Here is a 17,129-nt window from a genome sequence, read left to right as displayed (position 1 = left end):
CCTCAGTCGCATATGTGCGCCAGGGTCAGCCGTAGGAGCAGGGGGCAGTTCAATTCAACGAGGCGCAGTTGTACATCACCTTGACGCGCTGGTCCCAATGCGGCAGCCACGAGCGGCTCTACGGTGATGAAGATCACGATTGCAGGGCTGCTAATCCTGCAAATGGGTCCGTCGTCAACCATGCAAAACCTACAAAGGAGAAGGAGGAGCCTGGAATGCCATTCTGGGAGATTTACACACCCGAGGACGCTTTCACCGATGAGGACAAGGAAGCGCTGACAGAGAAAATCACCTCGATCTATGAATTGGTTAATCTGCCGAAGTTCTACGTAGTGGTCGTGTTCCACAAGATGCCCCGCAACAGCATCTACGTCGGAGGCGAAGCCGCAAACAACTTCATACGCATCCGCGTTGACCACATCGCCCGCGCCATGAACGAGGACATGCTCGTGAATGGGATGCCCGCGGGAAGCTTCACCACCGAACAGATTAGGGCGTACTTCCACAACCTGGCCGAGGAGATGCTGGCGCCCTTCGTGAAAGAGCGCGGCTACGACTGGGAGATTCACGTCGACGAAACTCCTGAGGATCTTTGGCGTGTGCAAGGCCTCGTCCCGCCACCCGGAGAATCGGACTTTGAGAGGCTCTGGCGCAAGGAGAACCGTCCCGTCCCGTACTACTGAGCAGGCCAACAGGACTGCGACTGACCCACCAACTGCCGACGAGTTAGATCAGGAAACACTTGTGAAAAATAGTGAAGCATTCGTGAGAAGAGATATTGAATTCAAGACAGAGGACGGAACCGTTCTTCGTGGCTATCTACATGCAGAACCGAACGTGGCCGCCCCCTGCATCGTCATGGCCCATGGATTCGGCGGGATAAAAGAGCACATCGACCACTACGCGGCGGCCTTCGCGGCATCCGGTTTCACCGTCATTGTCTACGACCACCGAGGCTTTGGCACCTCAGAGGGCAAGCTCCGCCATGAGGTTGACCCCTATGTCCAGATGGCGGACTGGCGGGACGTGATCACGCAAGCTACAGAACTTCCCGAGGTTGACGCCGCGACCGGAGTTGGTCTCTGGGGATCCAGCTTTGCAGGAGGGCTCGCCATGGTGATCGGCGCCAACGACCACAGGGTCCGTTGTGTCGTTGCCCAGATTCCGCAGGTAAGCGGGCACTTGAACAGCCGGCAGATGTTCAGCGTTGAGCAGAGAGCCGAACTCGAACGGCGCCTCGCGGCAGACCGCCGCGGCCGCATCGCCGGAGAAGCGCCTGAAATGATTCCGGTCTTCTCGTCGGACCCCAACACGCTCTGTGCCCTTCCTCCGAGCGTTGAGCAGGACTTTATCGACTTCGCTCTCCAGGATTCGCCGTCGTGGAGCAACGAGGTGACGCTACGATCGGTAGCCCACTTGCTGGAGTTCGAACCAGCCGGATGGATTCCTCACTTGGCACCGAAGCCCTTGCTGATGATCGTGGGTCGGGCTGATACCTGCACCTTCCCGGAAGTCCAGCTGGCAGCATTCGAGTCCGCGCGTCATCCGAAGCAGGTTCTCGTCCATGAAGGCGGCCACTTCGACACCTACACGGACCACTTCGAGCAATCCAGCGAAGCCGCTACTTCCTGGTTCTTGGAGCACCTGCGCGATGGCGAAGAGTTCCCCTCAATGGCCGCTGTTCCAGCAGAGGTTGGCGCTGGATAGGCATTAGTAGATCACGCAGCCTCCGCGTTAAACCACGCAACTGGACTTGGCCGGAGTGCGCCTGAACCGCGCACCGTACAACGAGGCGCAGTTGTACATCACCTTGACGCCCTGGTCCCAATCCGGCAGTCACGAGCGGCTCTACGGTGATGAAGATCACGATTGCAGCGCTGCTAAGCCTGCGACGGGGTCCACGGTCACCCATGCAACACCTACAAAGGAGAAGGAGGAGCCTGGAATGCCATTCTGGGAGATTTACACACCCGAGGACGCTTTTACCGATGAGGACAAGGAGGCGTTGACTCAAGGAATAACGTCGATCTACTACGATTTGGTCGATCTGCCGAAGTTTTACGTCGTCGTCGTCTTTCACGAGATGCCCCGCAACAGCATCTACGTCGGAGGCGAAGCGGCGAACAATTTCATACGAATCCGCCTTGACCACATTGCCCGTAAAACAGTTGACTACATCGAGCACCACACGCACAAGAAAACGATGGTCAACGGAATCGCCCTCGGAAGCTTGACCTCGGAACAGATCCGGGCAGACTTCCACGAGAAGGTAGAGGAGGTCCTTGTGCCGTTCGTAAAAGAGCGCGGCTACGACTGGGAGATTCACGTCGACGAAACTCCTGAAGACCTTTGGCGGGTTCAAGGCCTCGTTCCGCCACCTGGATGGTCCGAGTTCGAAGAGCTCTGGCGCAAAGAAAACCGTCCCGTTCCCTATTACTGAGCAGCCGATTTCCAAGCAGGTTCCTGCAACATCGCCTGCTCGGGAATCACTAACAGTTCAGGCAAAATGCTCGGCCGGGTTCCCGGTCGAGCATTTTTGCTTGCGGCAGGGAAGAACCAGATAGGTGCGATATTGCGGATGTCGCTGATGAAATGGTGCTGAGCATGCCATGGCCCGGCAGGATGCCCGTAGACATAAGCAAACTATTGTTACTTCTGTCACTCTCTGATAGGTTCAGCTGCTGTGGAAACGATGATGTTTAACCCCGGTAGCAATGTTCAACTCGAGATTCTCGCGTCCGGCCCTCCGGGCGGGATCCGACCCCGTTCTGCTTTTCTTTTTGTGCATGGCCTCGGCCATGACGCCACGTGCTGGCACAACTGGATGCACGCAGCCTCCGAGGATGGCTATGCGGCGTACGCGGTCTCGCTCAGGGGTCACGGCGGCAGCGGAGGAAGCCTCCGTTCGGCGCGGCTGAAGGATTATGTTGAAGACGTCCTTCGCGCGGTCGAGGCTGTCGATGCTGATGAGCTCGTCTTAGTTGGTCACTCGCTCGGTGGCCTGCTGGTGCAGCGCGTGTTGGCGCTGCAGCCGGCGAAGGTGAGCGCGGGCGTCCTTGTTGGCTCCATCACTTCCGGTCCGGCCTTCGGGACGGTTTTTTCGGTGCTGAGAAGCCATCCCTGGCAAGCGATGCGGTTTCTCGCGGGTCGAAGCATTCGGCTGCCGCCGGACATGTTGTTCGAGCGAATGGGCACTGAAGAGGCGGGGGAGATTTCCCGATCCCTTTGCGGCGAGTCGCCCTGGGTCCAGTACCAACTGCTTTTCCACCTTCCGGCGAGGATGAAGTCTGAATATCCACTTCTGTCCGTTTACAGCAAGCACGACCGAATGGTGCCAGTGCGGTCAGCGCGCGTAACCGCGCGGCGCTACGGCGCCGATGTGCGGGAACTCGCCGGGATCGGACATGACATGATGCTCGACGGCGGCTGGGAAGAGTCCTGGAGTGTGATCAGTGACTGGCTGAAGGCGCAGCGGGTCGAAGCCGTCTCCCGGACGGTAAGGCCAGCAGATTGAGTACCGAAAAACCATTGCTTGAAAGAGTCGTATAGCCTAAGCTTCTTTCAATCGCAGAGTTCATCTTGTGTCCCCGATCACACTTTAGGGTTCGGTTGCCATGAGCACGGCGCAAGTGAACAACCTAGACGGTAATCTCCCACGGAAGACTGCGTGCCCCGATCCACGAGCACTACGAGCTTCGCATCAGCTCACGCACGCCAACGACGGCGTGCATTAGAAAGGCGAACTACATGGCAATTGCCAACGAGGCGTCAAAGATGACCAGCCTCAGGACCCCGGGATCCTCCCGTTTGACCGTTCAGGAAATACTCAATGAAGCGCCACTTGGCAACAGGAGACGCGTAATCATCCTGCTCGGGTTCCTGACCATGACCCTGGAAGGAGTTGAAATCGGCCTGTGGGGATTCATTTACCCACAAATAGTCACCCAGTGGGCTACCTCCCTGGCAACAGTCACCACCATGGTGACGCTGGGAGTTGTGGGCCTCACCGTCGGTTCAATGGTTGCCGGCCCGCTATCGGACCAGATCGGCCGAAGGCTCCCGATTATCGTAGGCACGGCAGGATTCGGGCTGGCCACCTTAGGCGGTGCCCTGGCACAAAACGACCTCACGTTGGGAATCTTCCGGGTGGTGGCATGCTTGTTCCTCGGAGCTGTGATGCCCCTGGTCATCACGCTCGTTGCCGAGTTCGCGCCTGAAAAGCGTAAGGCCGCCATTGTGGCCATCACGTTCACCGGTTTCCCGTTGGGGACAGTCATCACCGGCTTCCTGGCATCCACCATTCTTCCCACCCTGGGCTGGCAGTGGCTGCTCGGAACCGGAACAGTCCTGGCATTGATTCTCCTGCCCGCACTGGTGTGGGGCCTTCCGGAATCAACGGTGTTTATGATTCGAAGGGGAGGCCGGACTGAAAACGTGACGAAGGTACTGAGTGCCGTTATCCCCGGCTTTGACATGAGCACAGTGGATCTGATGGGCGCACCGCAGGCTGGCGCCGCAAAGCCGGTTGGAGGTGTAAGGGCGGTACTGTCCAAGAAACTTGTGGTGGTATCGCTGCTCATCTGGCTTTGCTACTTCATCTGCGCCGCAGTGGTTTATATGTTCCTTAACTACCTGCCGCTGATCGTCAAGCAGCTCAATATCGACGCCGCAGGTACCGGCAATGTGGTGTCCATGTTCGGCATCGGTGGTGTGATCGGAGCCTTGGCTATCGGTTTTGCCATGGAGAAGCTGGGCAAATATGTATCCCTCGGTGCCGCTTTCACGCTGGCCGCTGTAGCGGCTTGGATCCTTGCATCCGTCAACCTGACCTTGCCCCTGCTGCTTGTTCTGGGCTTCACCATCGGCGTTGTGCTGGTGGGTGCCAACAGCGGCATGAACGCACTGAGCACATCGGTTTTCCCCACTGAAGCCCGCGCAACCGGCGTGTCATGGATGCACAGCTTCGGCAAGGCCGGCTCCATCGTCAGCGGTCTGTTGGGTGGCGTGATGCTGGGTGCGGGATGGGGCGTGGACCAGATCTTCTTCGCCCTGGCTATTCCGCTCCTGGCGGGAGCCGCGGCCGTGGGGACAGTCAAGGCGATGAGCACCCGCCGTTCACGTTCCGACTCATAAGAAGGGGCTGCATCTACGGACGCTGATCGTCACCGGGTTACCTGTCGGCAGCGACCCTGCATACCAATTCGAGCCACCTTGCTCCTGCTCCGGAGCAAGGTGGCTCGACTGTTTGCCGGTTCAACAGGAGGGGAAGGTTCGGTGACTTCCGGGCGGGGGGACTGTCACGCCTCCAGGCGTAGTTCGCGGGCAGCGCCTCCGGCACGTGCCGACGGGAGAGCGAATGGCGTCCCGGAACCAAAAGCTGCCCGGGGTCGATTTATCCCGTGCCGCAGTCATGCCCCGCTGACGAGTACCCTGAACGCGGAAAGGACCTCCGAGTGGAGCTGGACTCTCTACAAGTCCCACTCCACCCGAAGGTCCTTCCTTGCCGCCCCTGCACGCCGCAATCGTTTCCCACAACTCAAGGGCCCGACGTCGAACATCCAGTTGGGCGCCTCCGCGCGGACTTGCTGTTACGGCCGCGCGGAAGCGTCAGCGCGGCTTCTTGGCTGGCGAACCGTAGATGAGCGTCCGTATTCCGGTACCAAGAACAAAGGCCGTAGCAACGCCCAAGAGGCCCCAGGAAATGAGTTCCGAGCCGGCGACGTCGACGGTCCTGAGCCACTTGATGCCATAGTTCGCCGACGTTGACACCGGAAAGGTGAAGATCCAGAACGTCAGCGAAAACGGCAGTCTGGCGTACTGGGGAATCAGAACGACCTGCATCAAAATCATCATGAGGAGGATCCCCGTGAGTCCTGTCTGGATGATTCCGGCACCCTCCGGGCGGATGACTATCCAGGCGACGCAGGCCGTTGCGGGGGCGGCCACATACGCGGCCAGGACGGGCTTCAACTCGTCCGGCATCTGAATCCCCGCCATGAAGCGCACCGTCACCACCGTTCCAATCACCAGCCAGAAAAAAGCGCCGGTTCCCCACGCAGCGATCGCCGCTTGGGGCCAACCCATGGTGGAGAAGCCGATGCTGGCGATGAAGGGACCTGCGGCAACGGGAAGCAGGTAACCCGGGTGGACCCATTCCAGGGTCACTCCGCCGGTCACCCATTGGGCCAGGAGTCTTGCTCCGAGCAGCGTGAGACCGATGACGAAGCACAGGCACAGCACGGACCAGAACACCTTGTTGTATTCGATGTAGTGACTGCTCAGGAGGATGCCCACCAGGGGAATGAAGGATACAGACGGGCCGTTTCCGGGGTGTCGCAGTTCTTTGTCGAAGTGTCCCTTGGACCCGTATCGGAAACTGTTTGCCAGGTACCGGAGAAGCAGGACGGACCAGATGCCGGCACTGACCCCGTAAAAGACCTCCGCTGGCCACGCAGGGGCGTGAAGCGTCAAGCGGCCCGCCTGCCAGGCGCCTCCCAGCCCCGCGATGCCCAGGGGAATGGCGAACAGGTTGAAGGGGTGCGTCGGAGGCTTTGCAGGAGGTTCACGCTGGGGAGGCGGTGGTTCAGTGACGAGACCGGGCAACCGCGCTTCCGAAGCCGTCGCAACGCTCCCTATCGTGGGCGCCTGTCTGCTGGTCAACTGAGCAGTTTCATGGCCGCACCCCACAACGCACCGGGGTTTATCCGGTCAGGATGAAGGGCAAGCATTGCGGAGAAGAACTCCTCCGGCGTCGGTTCCTCGGCCAGGAGCTTTGATGCGTCCAAAAGGTACCTTCGGGTCTCCTGGATCTGTCCGGGCAGATCGGGCAATGCGGGATTCTTGTGCCCGGCCACAACGAACTTCGGCTCCAGGCTCTCAGCGATATCAATCGCCCGCATCCAGGCTTCGAGACCCCCGTCCTGGGACTCGGTCAGGTAGGGGTGGACCCCGTTATAGACGGCGTCCCCGGCTACCAGAAGCCCGATGGCGGGAACGAAGAGCATGGTGGTGTTGTCGGTGTCGGTATGGCCCACTTCAATGATCTGCAGTTCATTGCCCTCCAGTTCAAACGAGCCATTGTCCACTGGCTGAGTCACTGTTGTGGTGGGCGGAATCTGGTCCGGGAAGATCGAGTCCCAGAAGGAGGAACGGAACTCCGAGGAGCCGTGCATGGCCATTTCCTGGAGCGTGCCCGGGGTTGCCAGTACCGTGACCCCCGGAAACCGTTCGACCAAGGGACCTGCGCCGAACCAGTGGTCGCCGTGGCCGTGGGTGATGTAGATGTGGCTAAGTGTCTTCCCTGAGGCTTCGATCCAGTCCCCGACCCTCGTTGTCTGGTCAACCGTCATCGGAGGGTCAACCAGCACCGCGTTCTCCTGTCCGGAGATCAGCGTGGAGGACAGCGGGGACCAGATGCGGGGGTCACCGTTGGGAAGTGTCCCTCGTCCTGTTTGAGGCAGGGTGCCGGAGACAAATACGTCGTAAACCAGCTCGGTTGTGGGTTCCATAATATGCGTCACTTCCCTGAAGTTTGTGGTGGTTTAGAGGTGCAGCAAGAACCAATCGAGGGCGGCAGAGCTTGATTCTTCGAAGTTTTCTACGTAAGGCTCGAAGTGCCCTCCCGGAAGCATCACGAGCGATTTGGGCTCCTGGGCCTGTTCGTAGGCTTCGAGGGCCAAGTCCGTGCCAGTCAGTTCATCGTCAGCGGCCACGATGAAGAGCAGCGGCTTCGGGGACACCCTTGACGCCCAGACTCCCGGTTCGTAGAGGCGCGCTGCCCGGGTGGATTGCAAGGTGACGGTGTTGTCCCAGCCGTATTGTTCCGGGCCGGGCTGCGTGTAGAAGCGCAGGGCGGAGGGAAGCCGGTACGCTGCCGGCTGGGCTGGATCGCTGCTCACCACTGCGATCATCCTGGGTGCCTTACCAGCAGCCTGGTCCCGTTCGTCGTCGACGAAGGACTGTTCCAGCGCCGTTCTGGCGTCGCCTAGGGCGCGGCGGGAACCGGCCACATGGCCGTTGATCGCGGGCACTTGGGATACGACTGCTTTGAGCCGCTGTTCCGTTGCTCCCAGAACCAGGGCGTGCCCGCCGGAGTAGCTGGACCCCCACAAGCCTATGCGGGACGCGTCTACTTCAGGCCTGCCCTCGAGGTAGGTCACCGCACGACGCCAGTCCTTGATCTGCTGCCATGGATTGATGTCGTGACGGATTTCTCCCTCGCTGGCGCCGAAATTCCGGTGGTCGTGGACCAGGACCACAAACCCGTTGTCGGCAAAGCGGGAGGCATAGGCCGCGAGCCCGTGGGCGCGTGTGCCGGCATAGCCGTGGGCCATGGTGATGGCGGGATGGGGCCCTGGCCCATCCGGGATGTAGAGCCAAGCGCGGAGCGTGATGCCCCCATCGGCCGTGAATTCAACATCCAGTCGTTCTGCCATGAGTCTCTCTTTTCTTTCCAGTGCCCCCCGGACGGGCAGGGTGAAACCGCGGGAGCAACGCCGCGCGCCGCGGGAATTTGTGACGTGTGGTTGAAGGGGGTAAAGATGTGAAATAAGCGTACAGCTTTAGGCTCTGTCCTGCAACGAGTTTTTCGCGTATGCTCCTGTCACGGTCGCGAGCCGGCCGCCCACCCCAGATTTCTTCACCAATGCACGACGAAAGGCAGAAGCATGGCAAGCAGCTTCATCTACGACGGGATCCGTACCCCCTTCGGAAAATTCGGTAAGTCATTGGCCAGCGTTCGCCCCGACGATTTGGCCTCCCATGTGGTCCGCGAAGTGTTGGACAGGCAGCCCGGGCTGGACGCGGACAGGATTGACGAGGTGATCCTGGGCAACGCCAATGGCGCTGGAGAGGATAACCGCAATGTGGCACGCATGGCTGCGCTGCTCGCCGGGCTTCCGACGTCGGTACCTGGCGTCACGGTCAATCGACTGTGCGGCTCCGGACTTGAGGCTGCCATCCAGGCAAGCCGTGCCGTGGAAATCGGGGATGCGGAGCTGATTGTTGCCGGGGGCGTTGAATCGATGAGCAGGGCGCCCTGGATCCTGGCAAAACCCGAGCGGGCGTACCCGGCCGGCCCTGAAACCCTGCACAGTTCGACGCTGGGCTGGCGTATGGTCAACCCCCGGATGAACGAGGCCTGGACTATCTCCAATGGCGAGACGGCTGAAATCCTGGCCGACAAGTTTGGCATATCAAGGACCGAGCAGGACCAGTTTGCCGTGAGAAGCCATAGCTTGGCTGCCAGGGCATGGTCCGAGGGCATCTACGACGACGAAGTTGTGCCCCATCCGGATTCGGCGCTCCGCACCGACGAGGGCGTTCGACCCAGCACCTCCGAGGTGGCCCTGGCTGGGCTGGAGCCGGCGTTCCGTGACGGTGGCTCGGTAACGGCGGGCAATTCCTCGCCGCTCAATGATGGGGCGGCGGCCATGCTCATCGGCCGTGAAGGTGCCCTGGAAACGGAACCTCTGGCTCGCATCGTTTCACGCGGGGTGGCTGGCAACGATCCAAACATTTTCGGCATTGCGCCTGTGGAGGCTGCCAATCAGGCCTTGGCGCGGGCAGGGAAAACCTGGGCAGACGTGGACGTCGTGGAGCTCAACGAAGCGTTCGCCGCCCAAAGTTTGGCGTGCCTCCGGCTTTGGCCTGACCTGGACCCGGAGAAGGTGAATATCCATGGTGGAGCGTTGGCGCTGGGCCACCCGTTGGGGGCGTCCGGGTCCCGCATTCTTATACACCTGGCGCGCGAGCTGAAACGTCGTGGAGCCGGTGTAGGCGTTGCTGCCATTTGCATCGGCGTCGGTCAGGGGCTTGCCGTCGTTCTGGAGCGATAGCTGCCGGCCCTGCTCGCGGCCGGTTGCACCATTTAGCGCGTTTTGGAATTCTGAATCAACACTATTGTCTGAAATAGGTAAAGCAGATAAGCTTACTTCAGCCGACTTTCACTAGGCTCCAAAACTTCCCACCACCGCAGGCCGCGCCGATGCAGCCTCAGGTCGCGTTTCTTCAACAGGAACGCCCCCACACTGACGAGGAAAGATAAAGGCTCTCCATGATCATCAATAGTGCGGATCTCGACGCCGTCGACTCCTACAAACTCCTCATCGGAAGCATCATTCCCAGGGCTATCGCCTGGGTGAGCACCGTCTCTCCCGAAGGGGTGGCCAATCTTGCGCCCATTTCCTTCTTCACGGCGGTGGGACGAAAGCCGCCCATGGTGTCCATCTCGCTGCAGCCCCGCTCAGACGGCAAGACCCTCAAGGACACGTTCGTCAACATTCGCGAAACGGGAAACTTTGTGGTCAACGTGGCGACGCTTCCACAGGCACACGCCCTGCACTCCTCGGCCTTCGAATTTCCCTCGGGTGTCGACGAGTTTGAGGCAGTGGGGCTTGAAAAAGAGGCTTCACAAGCCGTGTCCGCGCCCAGGATCAAAGACGCCCCCATCGCAATGGAATGCATCGTTAACCGCATCATCCCTGTGGGCGAGATGAACGATCACGTGGTCTGGGGCGAAGTTGTCCGTTTCCACGTCAAAGACGAGCTTTACCTGGAACGAGGCCGGATTGATACGGCAGCAGTTACCGCCGTCGGGCGGTTGGCGGCTGAGTACACCCTGGTTGAAAACGTGTTCACCACACCCCTTGAGGACGAACTCCTCAAGGCCAAGCACAAACAACGCATGGCACGGCTGGACGGTCAGCCGAATGACTGGTCACCCATCAACACAGCAGCCTGGTCCCCATCCGGCTCGACCCTCACCAAGGAGCAGTAGATGAGCACTGTAATGGAGCAGTTGCAGAAGCAAGACCCGTCGTTGACAACCACTGGCAGCGGCGACGTGGCCGTGCTTTTCATCCACGGTTTCCTGGATGACCAGAGTGTCTGGGACGACGTCGTCTCCGAACTCGCCTCGGCAAACGCCCAGTTTTTGAGGCTGGACCTCGCGGGGATGGGGGACCGGAGCGGGGACGAAGGCCCGTACAGCCTGGTGCGATATGCCGACGACGTCGCTCGCGTCGTGGCGGGTCTGGAAAGGCCCGTCGTGCTCGTCGCGCAAAGCATGGGAACGCTCGTGGCCGAACTCGTGGGTGTTCGCCATCCAGACAAGGTGCTGGGCGCAGTATTTGTTACGCCTGTTCCCTTGGGCGGGACGCACCTTCCTGAGGAAGCTGTCACCTCCTTCCGGCAGCTCGGTGGGGACGTAGAAGCACAGCGCGGGGTTCGAATGTATCTGGGCGGCGGGCTGAACGAAGCCCGGCTGGACAAGCTCACCCATATAGGTAGCCGCATCCGCCCGGAAGTGGTGACCCACCTCGTTGACTGCTGGAACGAGGGGATCCCGGACGCCCCTGAGAAGAGCGAATTTGGCTCACCTGTATTAATAATCCGCGGTGAAGCGGACGGTTTCGCCACCGCTGAACTTGTGTCTTCAGCGGTTGCCCCGCGCTTCCAGTATGTGAAGGAGGAAGTACTCAGCGGGGCAGGCCACTGGCCTCACGTCCAGCAGCCCCAGAACGTGGCCGGACTCATCGGTCGGTTCCTCAAAGAAGTTTCCGAAGCCTCTGCCACTACCTCTGATGAAGCAGGCGTCCAAGGCTGGATAAACGCCTTTGCCAGCAAATCCGCGGACGACTTTGGCGAGGCCTTCCACCGCGACGTTGTCCTTGAGGCGTCCGTCATCCGGTCGCCGATCACCGGCCGGGAGAACGTGAAAGCGGTAATGAGCGCCGCCAGCTCTATTTACGAATCCTTGGAGTTCACCCATCAAACCGTCAATGGGCTGCGCACCTACCTTGAATGGCAGGCCACCGCGTTCAGCGGTCTCAAAATCAACGGAGTCACTATCCTCACCAAGGACGAAGCCGGCCAGATCGTCTCGGCCGCCATCCACCATCGCCCGCTGGACGCAGCGCTCCGGTTTTCGGCTGAACTGGGGACACGCCTCGGGAAGTCCGTGGGCGATGAATCCCGCTTCTACTCCGCCGACTGATTCCTTCGGATTCAGCTGGTTCGCAACTACTTTCTAGCGAAAGGGCTTATGCCAATGACCCACCTTACGTTCTCGGTCCACAATCAGACTGCCACCATCGTCCTGGACAATCCGCCCCAGAACCGAATCGACCTTGAGATGGCGGACGAACTTTCCGAAGCCATAACCGCCATAGGCAGTAGCGACGCCCGTGTGGTGATTATTCGGGCTGAAGGCGCGGACTTCAGCTTCGGAGGGGACATTATGACGTGGCCGGGCGCGGAAACGCGGGAGTTGCGTGCCTTGTTTGAACGCTACATGTCAGTCTTCAACCAGTTGGAGCAGCTGCCAATGCCGGTGATTGCCGAAGTCCAGGGCCTTTGCTTTGGAGGAGGGTTTGAACTCGCCTTGCGAGCTGACCTCATTTTCGCAGCAGAATCAGCGGAGTTCGGGCATCCAGAGCAAACTCTTGGCATCGTTACGCTGTTGGGTGGCATCTATCGGGTCGCCGAAAGGGCAGGAAAGACCCGGGCAGCAGAATGGGCGATGACTTCGGAGAAAGTATCCGCTTCGGAAATGAACCGTGCAGGAGTCGTGAACCGCGTCGTTTCCGTCGACAAGCTCACCGAAGAAGTCTTGGCGTTTGCCCAACGGATCGCTACCGGAGCCACACAGGCATACGCTGCGCACAAGGCACTGCTGAGAACCTGGTCGTTGGGTGGCGTCGCTGCGGCGGACCAAGCGATGTTCGATATTGCCATGCCGTTGTTTGATCGCGAAGACACCCAAGCCGGGTTGAAATCGGCCGTGGAGGCACTGGAAGCAGGACGGCCACGGCCTGTGTTGGAATTTCAAGGCCGCTAATCGCACTTAACATGGTAGATGGCCAGGGGTGCCCTGGAAGTCGGCGAGAGGGATGCAGTGAGCGACTGGAACGCGACGCAACGCTATGACATGGAAAGTGCTCCTGGAGGGCTGGGTTTTGTGCATGACCTGCTCAACACGAAATCCGCTGGAAAGCCTCGAAGGACCGATTTGTTGCTTGATCTCGGGCTTGCCCAGGATTGGCTGGATGCTGGTCTGGAACAGTGGGCACTGGCCACCGGCCGGCGTTATGTCGAAGTCAAACTTACGGAACGCGACCTGGAACACCTGCGGTACTTTCGTGACGAACTTGCCAGCACGCTAAACGCCGGAGGCGACCCTGACGCCGTCGTTGATTCAGACATCGACGCATTGCCCACAGTCTGGACGACCGCCACATCCCTGAGGCTCAAATCGAATGGCGAGATCCAGGCTGAACCACAGGGAGCCGGAGCCGGGCATATTGAATCCCTGACAATGACAGAGATTTTCCAGGCCCAACTCGCAGGGACCTGGCACCGGCTCAAACTGTGCCGAAGCGAAAAATGCAGGGTTGCGTTCTTTGATCGCTCACGCAACAACAGCGGCGTGTGGCATGACGTAAAAATCTGCGGAAACCCGGCGAATCTCCGGGCACACCGGGCCCGAAAACTTGAATCAAGGCTCGTGAATTGACTCCCATTTCTGTTCGTTCATGAACAATGGGCAGAAGGGGTCTTTTCGTTCACCGGGCTACCAACCCCACTAAGGACCTCAATGCAGGCTTTACCTCCCAATCATTCCGCCCGAATCACTGAGTACGCGCATTCTGACAGGCTGGTTACGGCCGAATGGCTTGTACGGCACATGGCCGATGACAGACTGGTCATCGTGGAGTCTGACGAGGATCCGCTTCTTTATGAACTGGGCCACATTCCGTCGGCCGTCAAAATTGATTGGCATACAGATCTGAACGATCCTGTTATCCGCGACTATTTGACAGGGCGGGAATTTGCCAATCTTATGACGTCCAGGGGTATTTCTCGGGACAGCACCGTTGTCATTTATGGTGACAAGCACAACTGGTGGGCTGCCTATACCCTGTGGGTGTTCCGGCTCTTTGGCCATCCTGACGTCCGCTTGCTCGACGGCGGGCGGGAAACGTGGATCTCTGAAGGGCGTCCCCTTGAGACGTCGGTGCCGGCCGCCAAGACCGCAGTGTCCTATCCGGTAGTCATGCGCGATGACTCGTCCATCCGGGCGTTCAAGGATGACGTCCAGAAACACCTCGGCCTATCGCTCATCGACATCCGCAGCCCTGAGGAGTACACGGGTGAGCGGACTTCAATTCCCGATTACCCGCAGGAGGGGGTCCTTCGTGGCGGGCATATCCCTGGGGCTCGCAATGTCCCGTGGGCGCGGGCTGTTTCCGAAGACGGGACGTTCCGGCCGCGGAGGGAACTCGAGGAGATCTACTTCAATGAAGTAGGCCTGCGAGCCGACGATGAAGTTACCACCTACTGCCGCATTGGCGAGCGGTCAAGCCATTCGTGGTTCGCCCTGACTTTCCTGCTGGGCATGGACAGGGTGAGGAACTACGACGGCTCATGGACCGAGTGGGGCAATGCCGTACGGGCTCCGATAGCTGTAGGCCATTGAAGGTCCTGTTTGGGTAAGTGGTTCAGCCACTGCTCGGCCGGAGCTTAGATGGCCGGTCTACGCCAGGGCCTCCATCCTCGGCACCGAAACTCTCACCGGGACGGCTAGGCAGGAGGCGAAAGGAGCCGTAGGAGTCGTGTGAAGCCGAACCTCCGGCAGAAATAGCTGCCTTCGGGGACATTCGCGCCTATCTCAGAAGGTCGATGTTGGATATTCGGTCCTCGGGCTGGTGCAAGGTCCAGGCACAGTCCTCCGAGTCCAGGCTCAAACTCGTTATGGTGTCCATGACAAGCCGTCAGTGCTCGAAACGGCCGGCGAAGTGTGGTGATCAATCTGCGGAACCATGCGTACGGAACGCTAAGTACCTCGTCCTGCTTCTGCAAGGAATCTGAAGGCGCTCCACGGCCTCGAAACCAATCGGCAGTCCTGCCGGTGTCGGGCTGCGAACGACGGCTGACGTTGCTGTCCCGCTCGGAACACAGCGCGTCCGTTACAAGACAGGCATGCCAACTCCTGACGGTTTGCTCTCTGCTCTTCGGGCAGGAGACCCGCAAATTCTGTGGCGGTCCATTCGGTGCCGTCGAGAATGCTTTTTGCCATATACAAGGTGCCTCCTCGTCTCTTGCTAAATGAAGTTCGAACGGCTATCAATAAGCTCCGCCGCCGGCCACCTCGCGAACGCCGGTATCCCGCGAGCCCGTGTCAGTCACCAGCTTGGACGGAATAAGTTTCGGCACCTCCTTGCGTGCCATCCTTGTTCTGGAGACGATTCGGCCGTCTGAAGGTCATGGGCCGCAGGTAGTCCTGCGGCCCATGACCGGCCTTCAGTTCTGTTATTTCGAGCTGGGTCGTCCGGGGATATGGCTAAGAATGGACTTAGAGAAGCCGCCATCGACGCAGATATCTTGACCGGTGACGTAGCCGGACAGTGGGCTTACGAGAAATTCGATCACGTTGGCGATGTCCATCGGATCTCCTATTCTTGCGAGCGGGATAATTTCCTCCCGTGCCTTCTTGATTTTGGGATCTTCATACATTTTTTCGGTCATCCGAGTGTGGGTCATGCCGGGGGAGACTACGTTGACGCGGATGCCGTCGGGTGCCCATTCCAATGCGAGTGTCTGGGCCAACATTGTCAGTGCGGCCTTGCTTGGGCTGTAGGCGCCGGATCCCGCGTGTGGTTGTTGACCGGACATTGACGAGGTGAAGCAGGCGGCGCCGTGGCTGTCCTTTAGGTGCTGGTAGCTTGCTTTGGCGAGAAGCCATGGGCCGCGCAGGTTGACGGAGAACATTGCGTCCCAGTCTTCAAGGGAGACGTCGCATATGGGTCCGGGGTTGGCGATTCCGGCATTGGCTACCAACGCGTCCAGGCCACCGAATTCTGCAACTGCAGCTTTGACCAGCTGGCTTGGCACGATGGGGTCGCCGAGATCACCCGCCAGTGCGATGGCGGTGCCTCCCATAGCCTGGATTGAACGAACAACCTGCTCTTGGCTGCTGTTTGATTCGTGTCCGCAGACTGCAATCATTGGCTGCTCCCCGCGCGCAAGGGCTGCCTCCGCGAGTCTCAGGGATGCTGCTGCGCCGATTCCGCTGCTTCCGCCACTGACCAAAGCCCTCATTACACAAACTCCTCTTTCAGGTTGTTTCGCATTGAAAATCAGATCTCAACAATGCTGGTTTCTTCCATGCTCGAATAAATTCTTGGTGGAGCCCGGTTTTCGGCGTGAGGAGTTAACTCTCCAGTTCCCATCCGTGGTTCTTGAGGTCCTGCATTGCTTTCGCAAATTCGTGGACCGGATTGTCCTCACGGATGATCTCCAGAACGACATTCCCGACGCCGCACGTGTCCTTGACGGCGTCGCCCAGCCCAGTCCAGTTGATGACTCCCGTGCCGATGGGGTCGTGACCCCAAGTTTCCACGCCGGTGTCGGAAATGTGCACCAGTCCGATGGCCTGGTGATGCTCCCGCAGACTAGCGACGGGATCTTCTCCGATGTAAGCGGCGTTGGCGACGTCGTAGACGATCTTGACGGAATCGTCGTTGATCGTGCTGACGACACCTGCCAAGTCCTGGATTGTGGGAGTGAAGCAGTACGGGGTGTTTTCGAAGAGCAATCGTGTGCCGGCCTGCTTGGCCACCGGGATGAGACTTTCCAGGCTTTCATACATCCATCCGTGGACGCTTTCGAGCGAGGGCGAGATCATAGGACGGCGGGTGCCGGGGGAGATCACAACCTCGGTTACGTCCCAAGCGGCCGCCAAGTCAATTACCGACTTGATGTGATCAATACTTTTGCGGCGCATGCTGGCCCCGGGGCTGGCCAGGTTGATGTCATAGCCGCCAGCGTTCAAGGACCGTATTTTCGCACCGTACCGGCTGAGCCTGTCTTGGACGGCCGTGCGTTCGGAGGTTGTTAACTCATCCGGCCAGCAGTGCGGAGAACTGACTGGAACCTCGAACGTTTTGTAGCCGTTGTCGACAAGCTCGGCTATCGCATCGATCGCCGTCGCTGACCAAAGATATGAAAACGTATTGATAATCATGCTGTTCACGTAGGAGAAGTCCTCTCAATTCCGCGCCATGGAGAAAAAGGCTTCCCTTCATAACGCACGATAAATTTTGAGCTGCGGCCGAGCTGCCGCAACTCCG

General features: G+C 59.5%; 16 protein-coding genes. 11 read left to right on the top strand and 5 right to left on the bottom strand.

Annotation, left to right across the window (positions count from 1 at the left end; translation table 11 throughout):
• Window positions 1–215 precede the first annotated feature (215 nt).
• The 5 genes from D3654_RS06895 to D3654_RS06875 all read left to right on the top strand — a co-directional run bounded on the left by D3654_RS06895 (window position 216) and on the right by D3654_RS06875 (window position 5,133).
• Window positions 216–683 carry a tautomerase family protein gene (locus D3654_RS06895; RefSeq protein WP_120520779.1) on the top strand — a complete coding sequence of 156 codons (468 nt, stop codon included), beginning with the start codon at window positions 216–218 and terminating at the stop codon, window positions 681–683.
• A gap of 61 nt (window positions 684–744) precedes the next feature.
• Window positions 745–1,707 (top strand): alpha/beta hydrolase, encoded by a 963-nt coding sequence (locus D3654_RS06890; protein WP_162943656.1) that lies wholly within the window; start codon window positions 745–747, stop codon window positions 1,705–1,707.
• Between the two features lie 55 nt (window positions 1,708–1,762).
• Entirely contained in the window at window positions 1,763–2,440 is a 678-nt protein-coding gene (locus D3654_RS06885; RefSeq protein ID WP_245413135.1) for a tautomerase family protein, read from the top strand.
• Window positions 2,441–2,692: 252 nt separating this feature from the next.
• Window positions 2,693–3,514 (top strand): alpha/beta hydrolase, encoded by an 822-nt coding sequence (locus tag D3654_RS06880; protein WP_120520776.1) that lies wholly within the window; start codon window positions 2,693–2,695, stop codon window positions 3,512–3,514.
• A gap of 233 nt (window positions 3,515–3,747) precedes the next feature.
• Complete coding sequence (locus tag D3654_RS06875) at window positions 3,748–5,133, top strand: MFS transporter (RefSeq protein ID WP_120520775.1); 1,386 nt, start codon at window positions 3,748–3,750, stop codon at window positions 5,131–5,133.
• Between the two features lie 474 nt (window positions 5,134–5,607).
• Here D3654_RS06875 and D3654_RS06870 read toward each other — a convergent pair whose 3' ends face one another.
• From D3654_RS06870 to D3654_RS06860, 3 genes are read right to left on the bottom strand one after another with little or no spacing between them, the layout of a single operon-like run.
• Window positions 5,608–6,687, bottom strand: coding sequence for a TDT family transporter (locus tag D3654_RS06870; protein ID WP_245413123.1), 1,080 nt, complete (start codon window positions 6,685–6,687; stop codon window positions 5,608–5,610).
• Window positions 6,657–7,508 (bottom strand): MBL fold metallo-hydrolase, encoded by an 852-nt coding sequence (locus D3654_RS06865; protein ID WP_120520773.1) that lies wholly within the window; start codon window positions 7,506–7,508, stop codon window positions 6,657–6,659. The genes D3654_RS06870 and D3654_RS06865 overlap by 31 nt, the downstream gene beginning before the upstream one ends.
• A gap of 33 nt (window positions 7,509–7,541) precedes the next feature.
• On the bottom strand, window positions 7,542–8,435 hold the full coding sequence (locus D3654_RS06860) for an alpha/beta hydrolase (RefSeq protein WP_120520772.1): 894 nt from the start codon (window positions 8,433–8,435) through the stop codon (window positions 7,542–7,544).
• Window positions 8,436–8,666: 231 nt separating this feature from the next.
• Here D3654_RS06860 and D3654_RS06855 point away from each other — a divergent pair, with 231 nt between their 5' ends.
• The 6 genes from D3654_RS06855 to D3654_RS06830 all read left to right on the top strand — a co-directional run bounded on the left by D3654_RS06855 (window position 8,667) and on the right by D3654_RS06830 (window position 14,476).
• Entirely contained in the window at window positions 8,667–9,836 is a 1,170-nt protein-coding gene (locus tag D3654_RS06855) for a thiolase family protein (protein ID WP_120520771.1), read from the top strand.
• 218 nt (window positions 9,837–10,054) lie between these two features.
• A complete protein-coding gene (locus tag D3654_RS06850) occupies window positions 10,055–10,777 on the top strand; it encodes a flavin reductase family protein (protein WP_120520770.1) in 723 nt (240 codons plus the stop codon).
• 12 nt (window positions 10,778–10,789) lie between these two features.
• Window positions 10,790–11,995 (top strand): alpha/beta fold hydrolase, encoded by a 1,206-nt coding sequence (locus D3654_RS06845; RefSeq protein ID WP_162943654.1) that lies wholly within the window; start codon window positions 10,790–10,792, stop codon window positions 11,993–11,995.
• 54 nt (window positions 11,996–12,049) lie between these two features.
• Complete coding sequence (locus D3654_RS06840) at window positions 12,050–12,838, top strand: enoyl-CoA hydratase/isomerase family protein (RefSeq protein ID WP_120520905.1); 789 nt, start codon at window positions 12,050–12,052, stop codon at window positions 12,836–12,838.
• A 57-nt stretch (window positions 12,839–12,895) separates the two neighbouring features.
• Window positions 12,896–13,513, top strand: a complete 618-nt coding sequence (locus tag D3654_RS06835; RefSeq protein WP_205571748.1) for a CGNR zinc finger domain-containing protein — start codon at window positions 12,896–12,898, stop codon at window positions 13,511–13,513.
• An 81-nt stretch (window positions 13,514–13,594) separates the two neighbouring features.
• Window positions 13,595–14,476, top strand: coding sequence for a sulfurtransferase (locus tag D3654_RS06830; RefSeq protein ID WP_120520767.1), 882 nt, complete (start codon window positions 13,595–13,597; stop codon window positions 14,474–14,476).
• Window positions 14,477–15,309: 833 nt separating this feature from the next.
• Here D3654_RS06830 and D3654_RS06820 read toward each other — a convergent pair.
• Both D3654_RS06820 and D3654_RS06815 read right to left on the bottom strand, forming a co-directional pair.
• Window positions 15,310–16,098, bottom strand: a complete 789-nt coding sequence (locus D3654_RS06820) for an SDR family NAD(P)-dependent oxidoreductase (protein WP_120520765.1) — start codon at window positions 16,096–16,098, stop codon at window positions 15,310–15,312.
• Between the two features lie 112 nt (window positions 16,099–16,210).
• Window positions 16,211–17,023, bottom strand: coding sequence for a sugar phosphate isomerase/epimerase family protein (locus D3654_RS06815; RefSeq protein WP_120520764.1), 813 nt, complete (start codon window positions 17,021–17,023; stop codon window positions 16,211–16,213).
• Between the last annotated feature and the right edge of the window lie 106 nt (window positions 17,024–17,129).

Source organism: Arthrobacter celericrescens (assembly GCF_003614925.1).
GTDB lineage: Bacteria > Actinomycetota > Actinomycetes > Actinomycetales > Micrococcaceae > Arthrobacter > Arthrobacter celericrescens.
This window is presented reverse-complemented; position numbering and strand designations above follow the sequence as displayed.

Excerpts from the sequence above, each read along its gene's own strand:
- D3654_RS06850 (WP_120520770.1), top strand. The coding sequence starts at position 10,055 with ATGATCATCAATAGTGCGGATCTCGACGCCGTCGACTCCTACAAACTC.
- D3654_RS06815 (WP_120520764.1), bottom strand. The coding sequence starts at position 17,023 with ATGATTATCAATACGTTTTCATATCTTTGGTCAGCGACGGCGATCGAT.
- D3654_RS06895 (WP_120520779.1), top strand. The coding sequence starts at position 216 with ATGCCATTCTGGGAGATTTACACACCCGAGGACGCTTTCACCGATGAG.
- D3654_RS06880 (WP_120520776.1), top strand. The coding sequence starts at position 2,693 with ATGATGTTTAACCCCGGTAGCAATGTTCAACTCGAGATTCTCGCGTCC.
- D3654_RS06845 (WP_162943654.1), top strand. The coding sequence starts at position 10,790 with ATGGAGCAGTTGCAGAAGCAAGACCCGTCGTTGACAACCACTGGCAGC.
- D3654_RS06875 (WP_120520775.1), top strand. The coding sequence starts at position 3,748 with ATGGCAATTGCCAACGAGGCGTCAAAGATGACCAGCCTCAGGACCCCG.
- D3654_RS06855 (WP_120520771.1), top strand. The coding sequence starts at position 8,667 with ATGGCAAGCAGCTTCATCTACGACGGGATCCGTACCCCCTTCGGAAAA.
- D3654_RS06840 (WP_120520905.1), top strand. The coding sequence starts at position 12,050 with ATGACCCACCTTACGTTCTCGGTCCACAATCAGACTGCCACCATCGTC.
- D3654_RS06865 (WP_120520773.1), bottom strand. The coding sequence starts at position 7,508 with ATGGAACCCACAACCGAGCTGGTTTACGACGTATTTGTCTCCGGCACC.
- D3654_RS06830 (WP_120520767.1), top strand. The coding sequence starts at position 13,595 with ATGCAGGCTTTACCTCCCAATCATTCCGCCCGAATCACTGAGTACGCG.
- D3654_RS06820 (WP_120520765.1), bottom strand. The coding sequence starts at position 16,098 with ATGAGGGCTTTGGTCAGTGGCGGAAGCAGCGGAATCGGCGCAGCAGCA.
- D3654_RS06860 (WP_120520772.1), bottom strand. The coding sequence starts at position 8,435 with ATGGCAGAACGACTGGATGTTGAATTCACGGCCGATGGGGGCATCACG.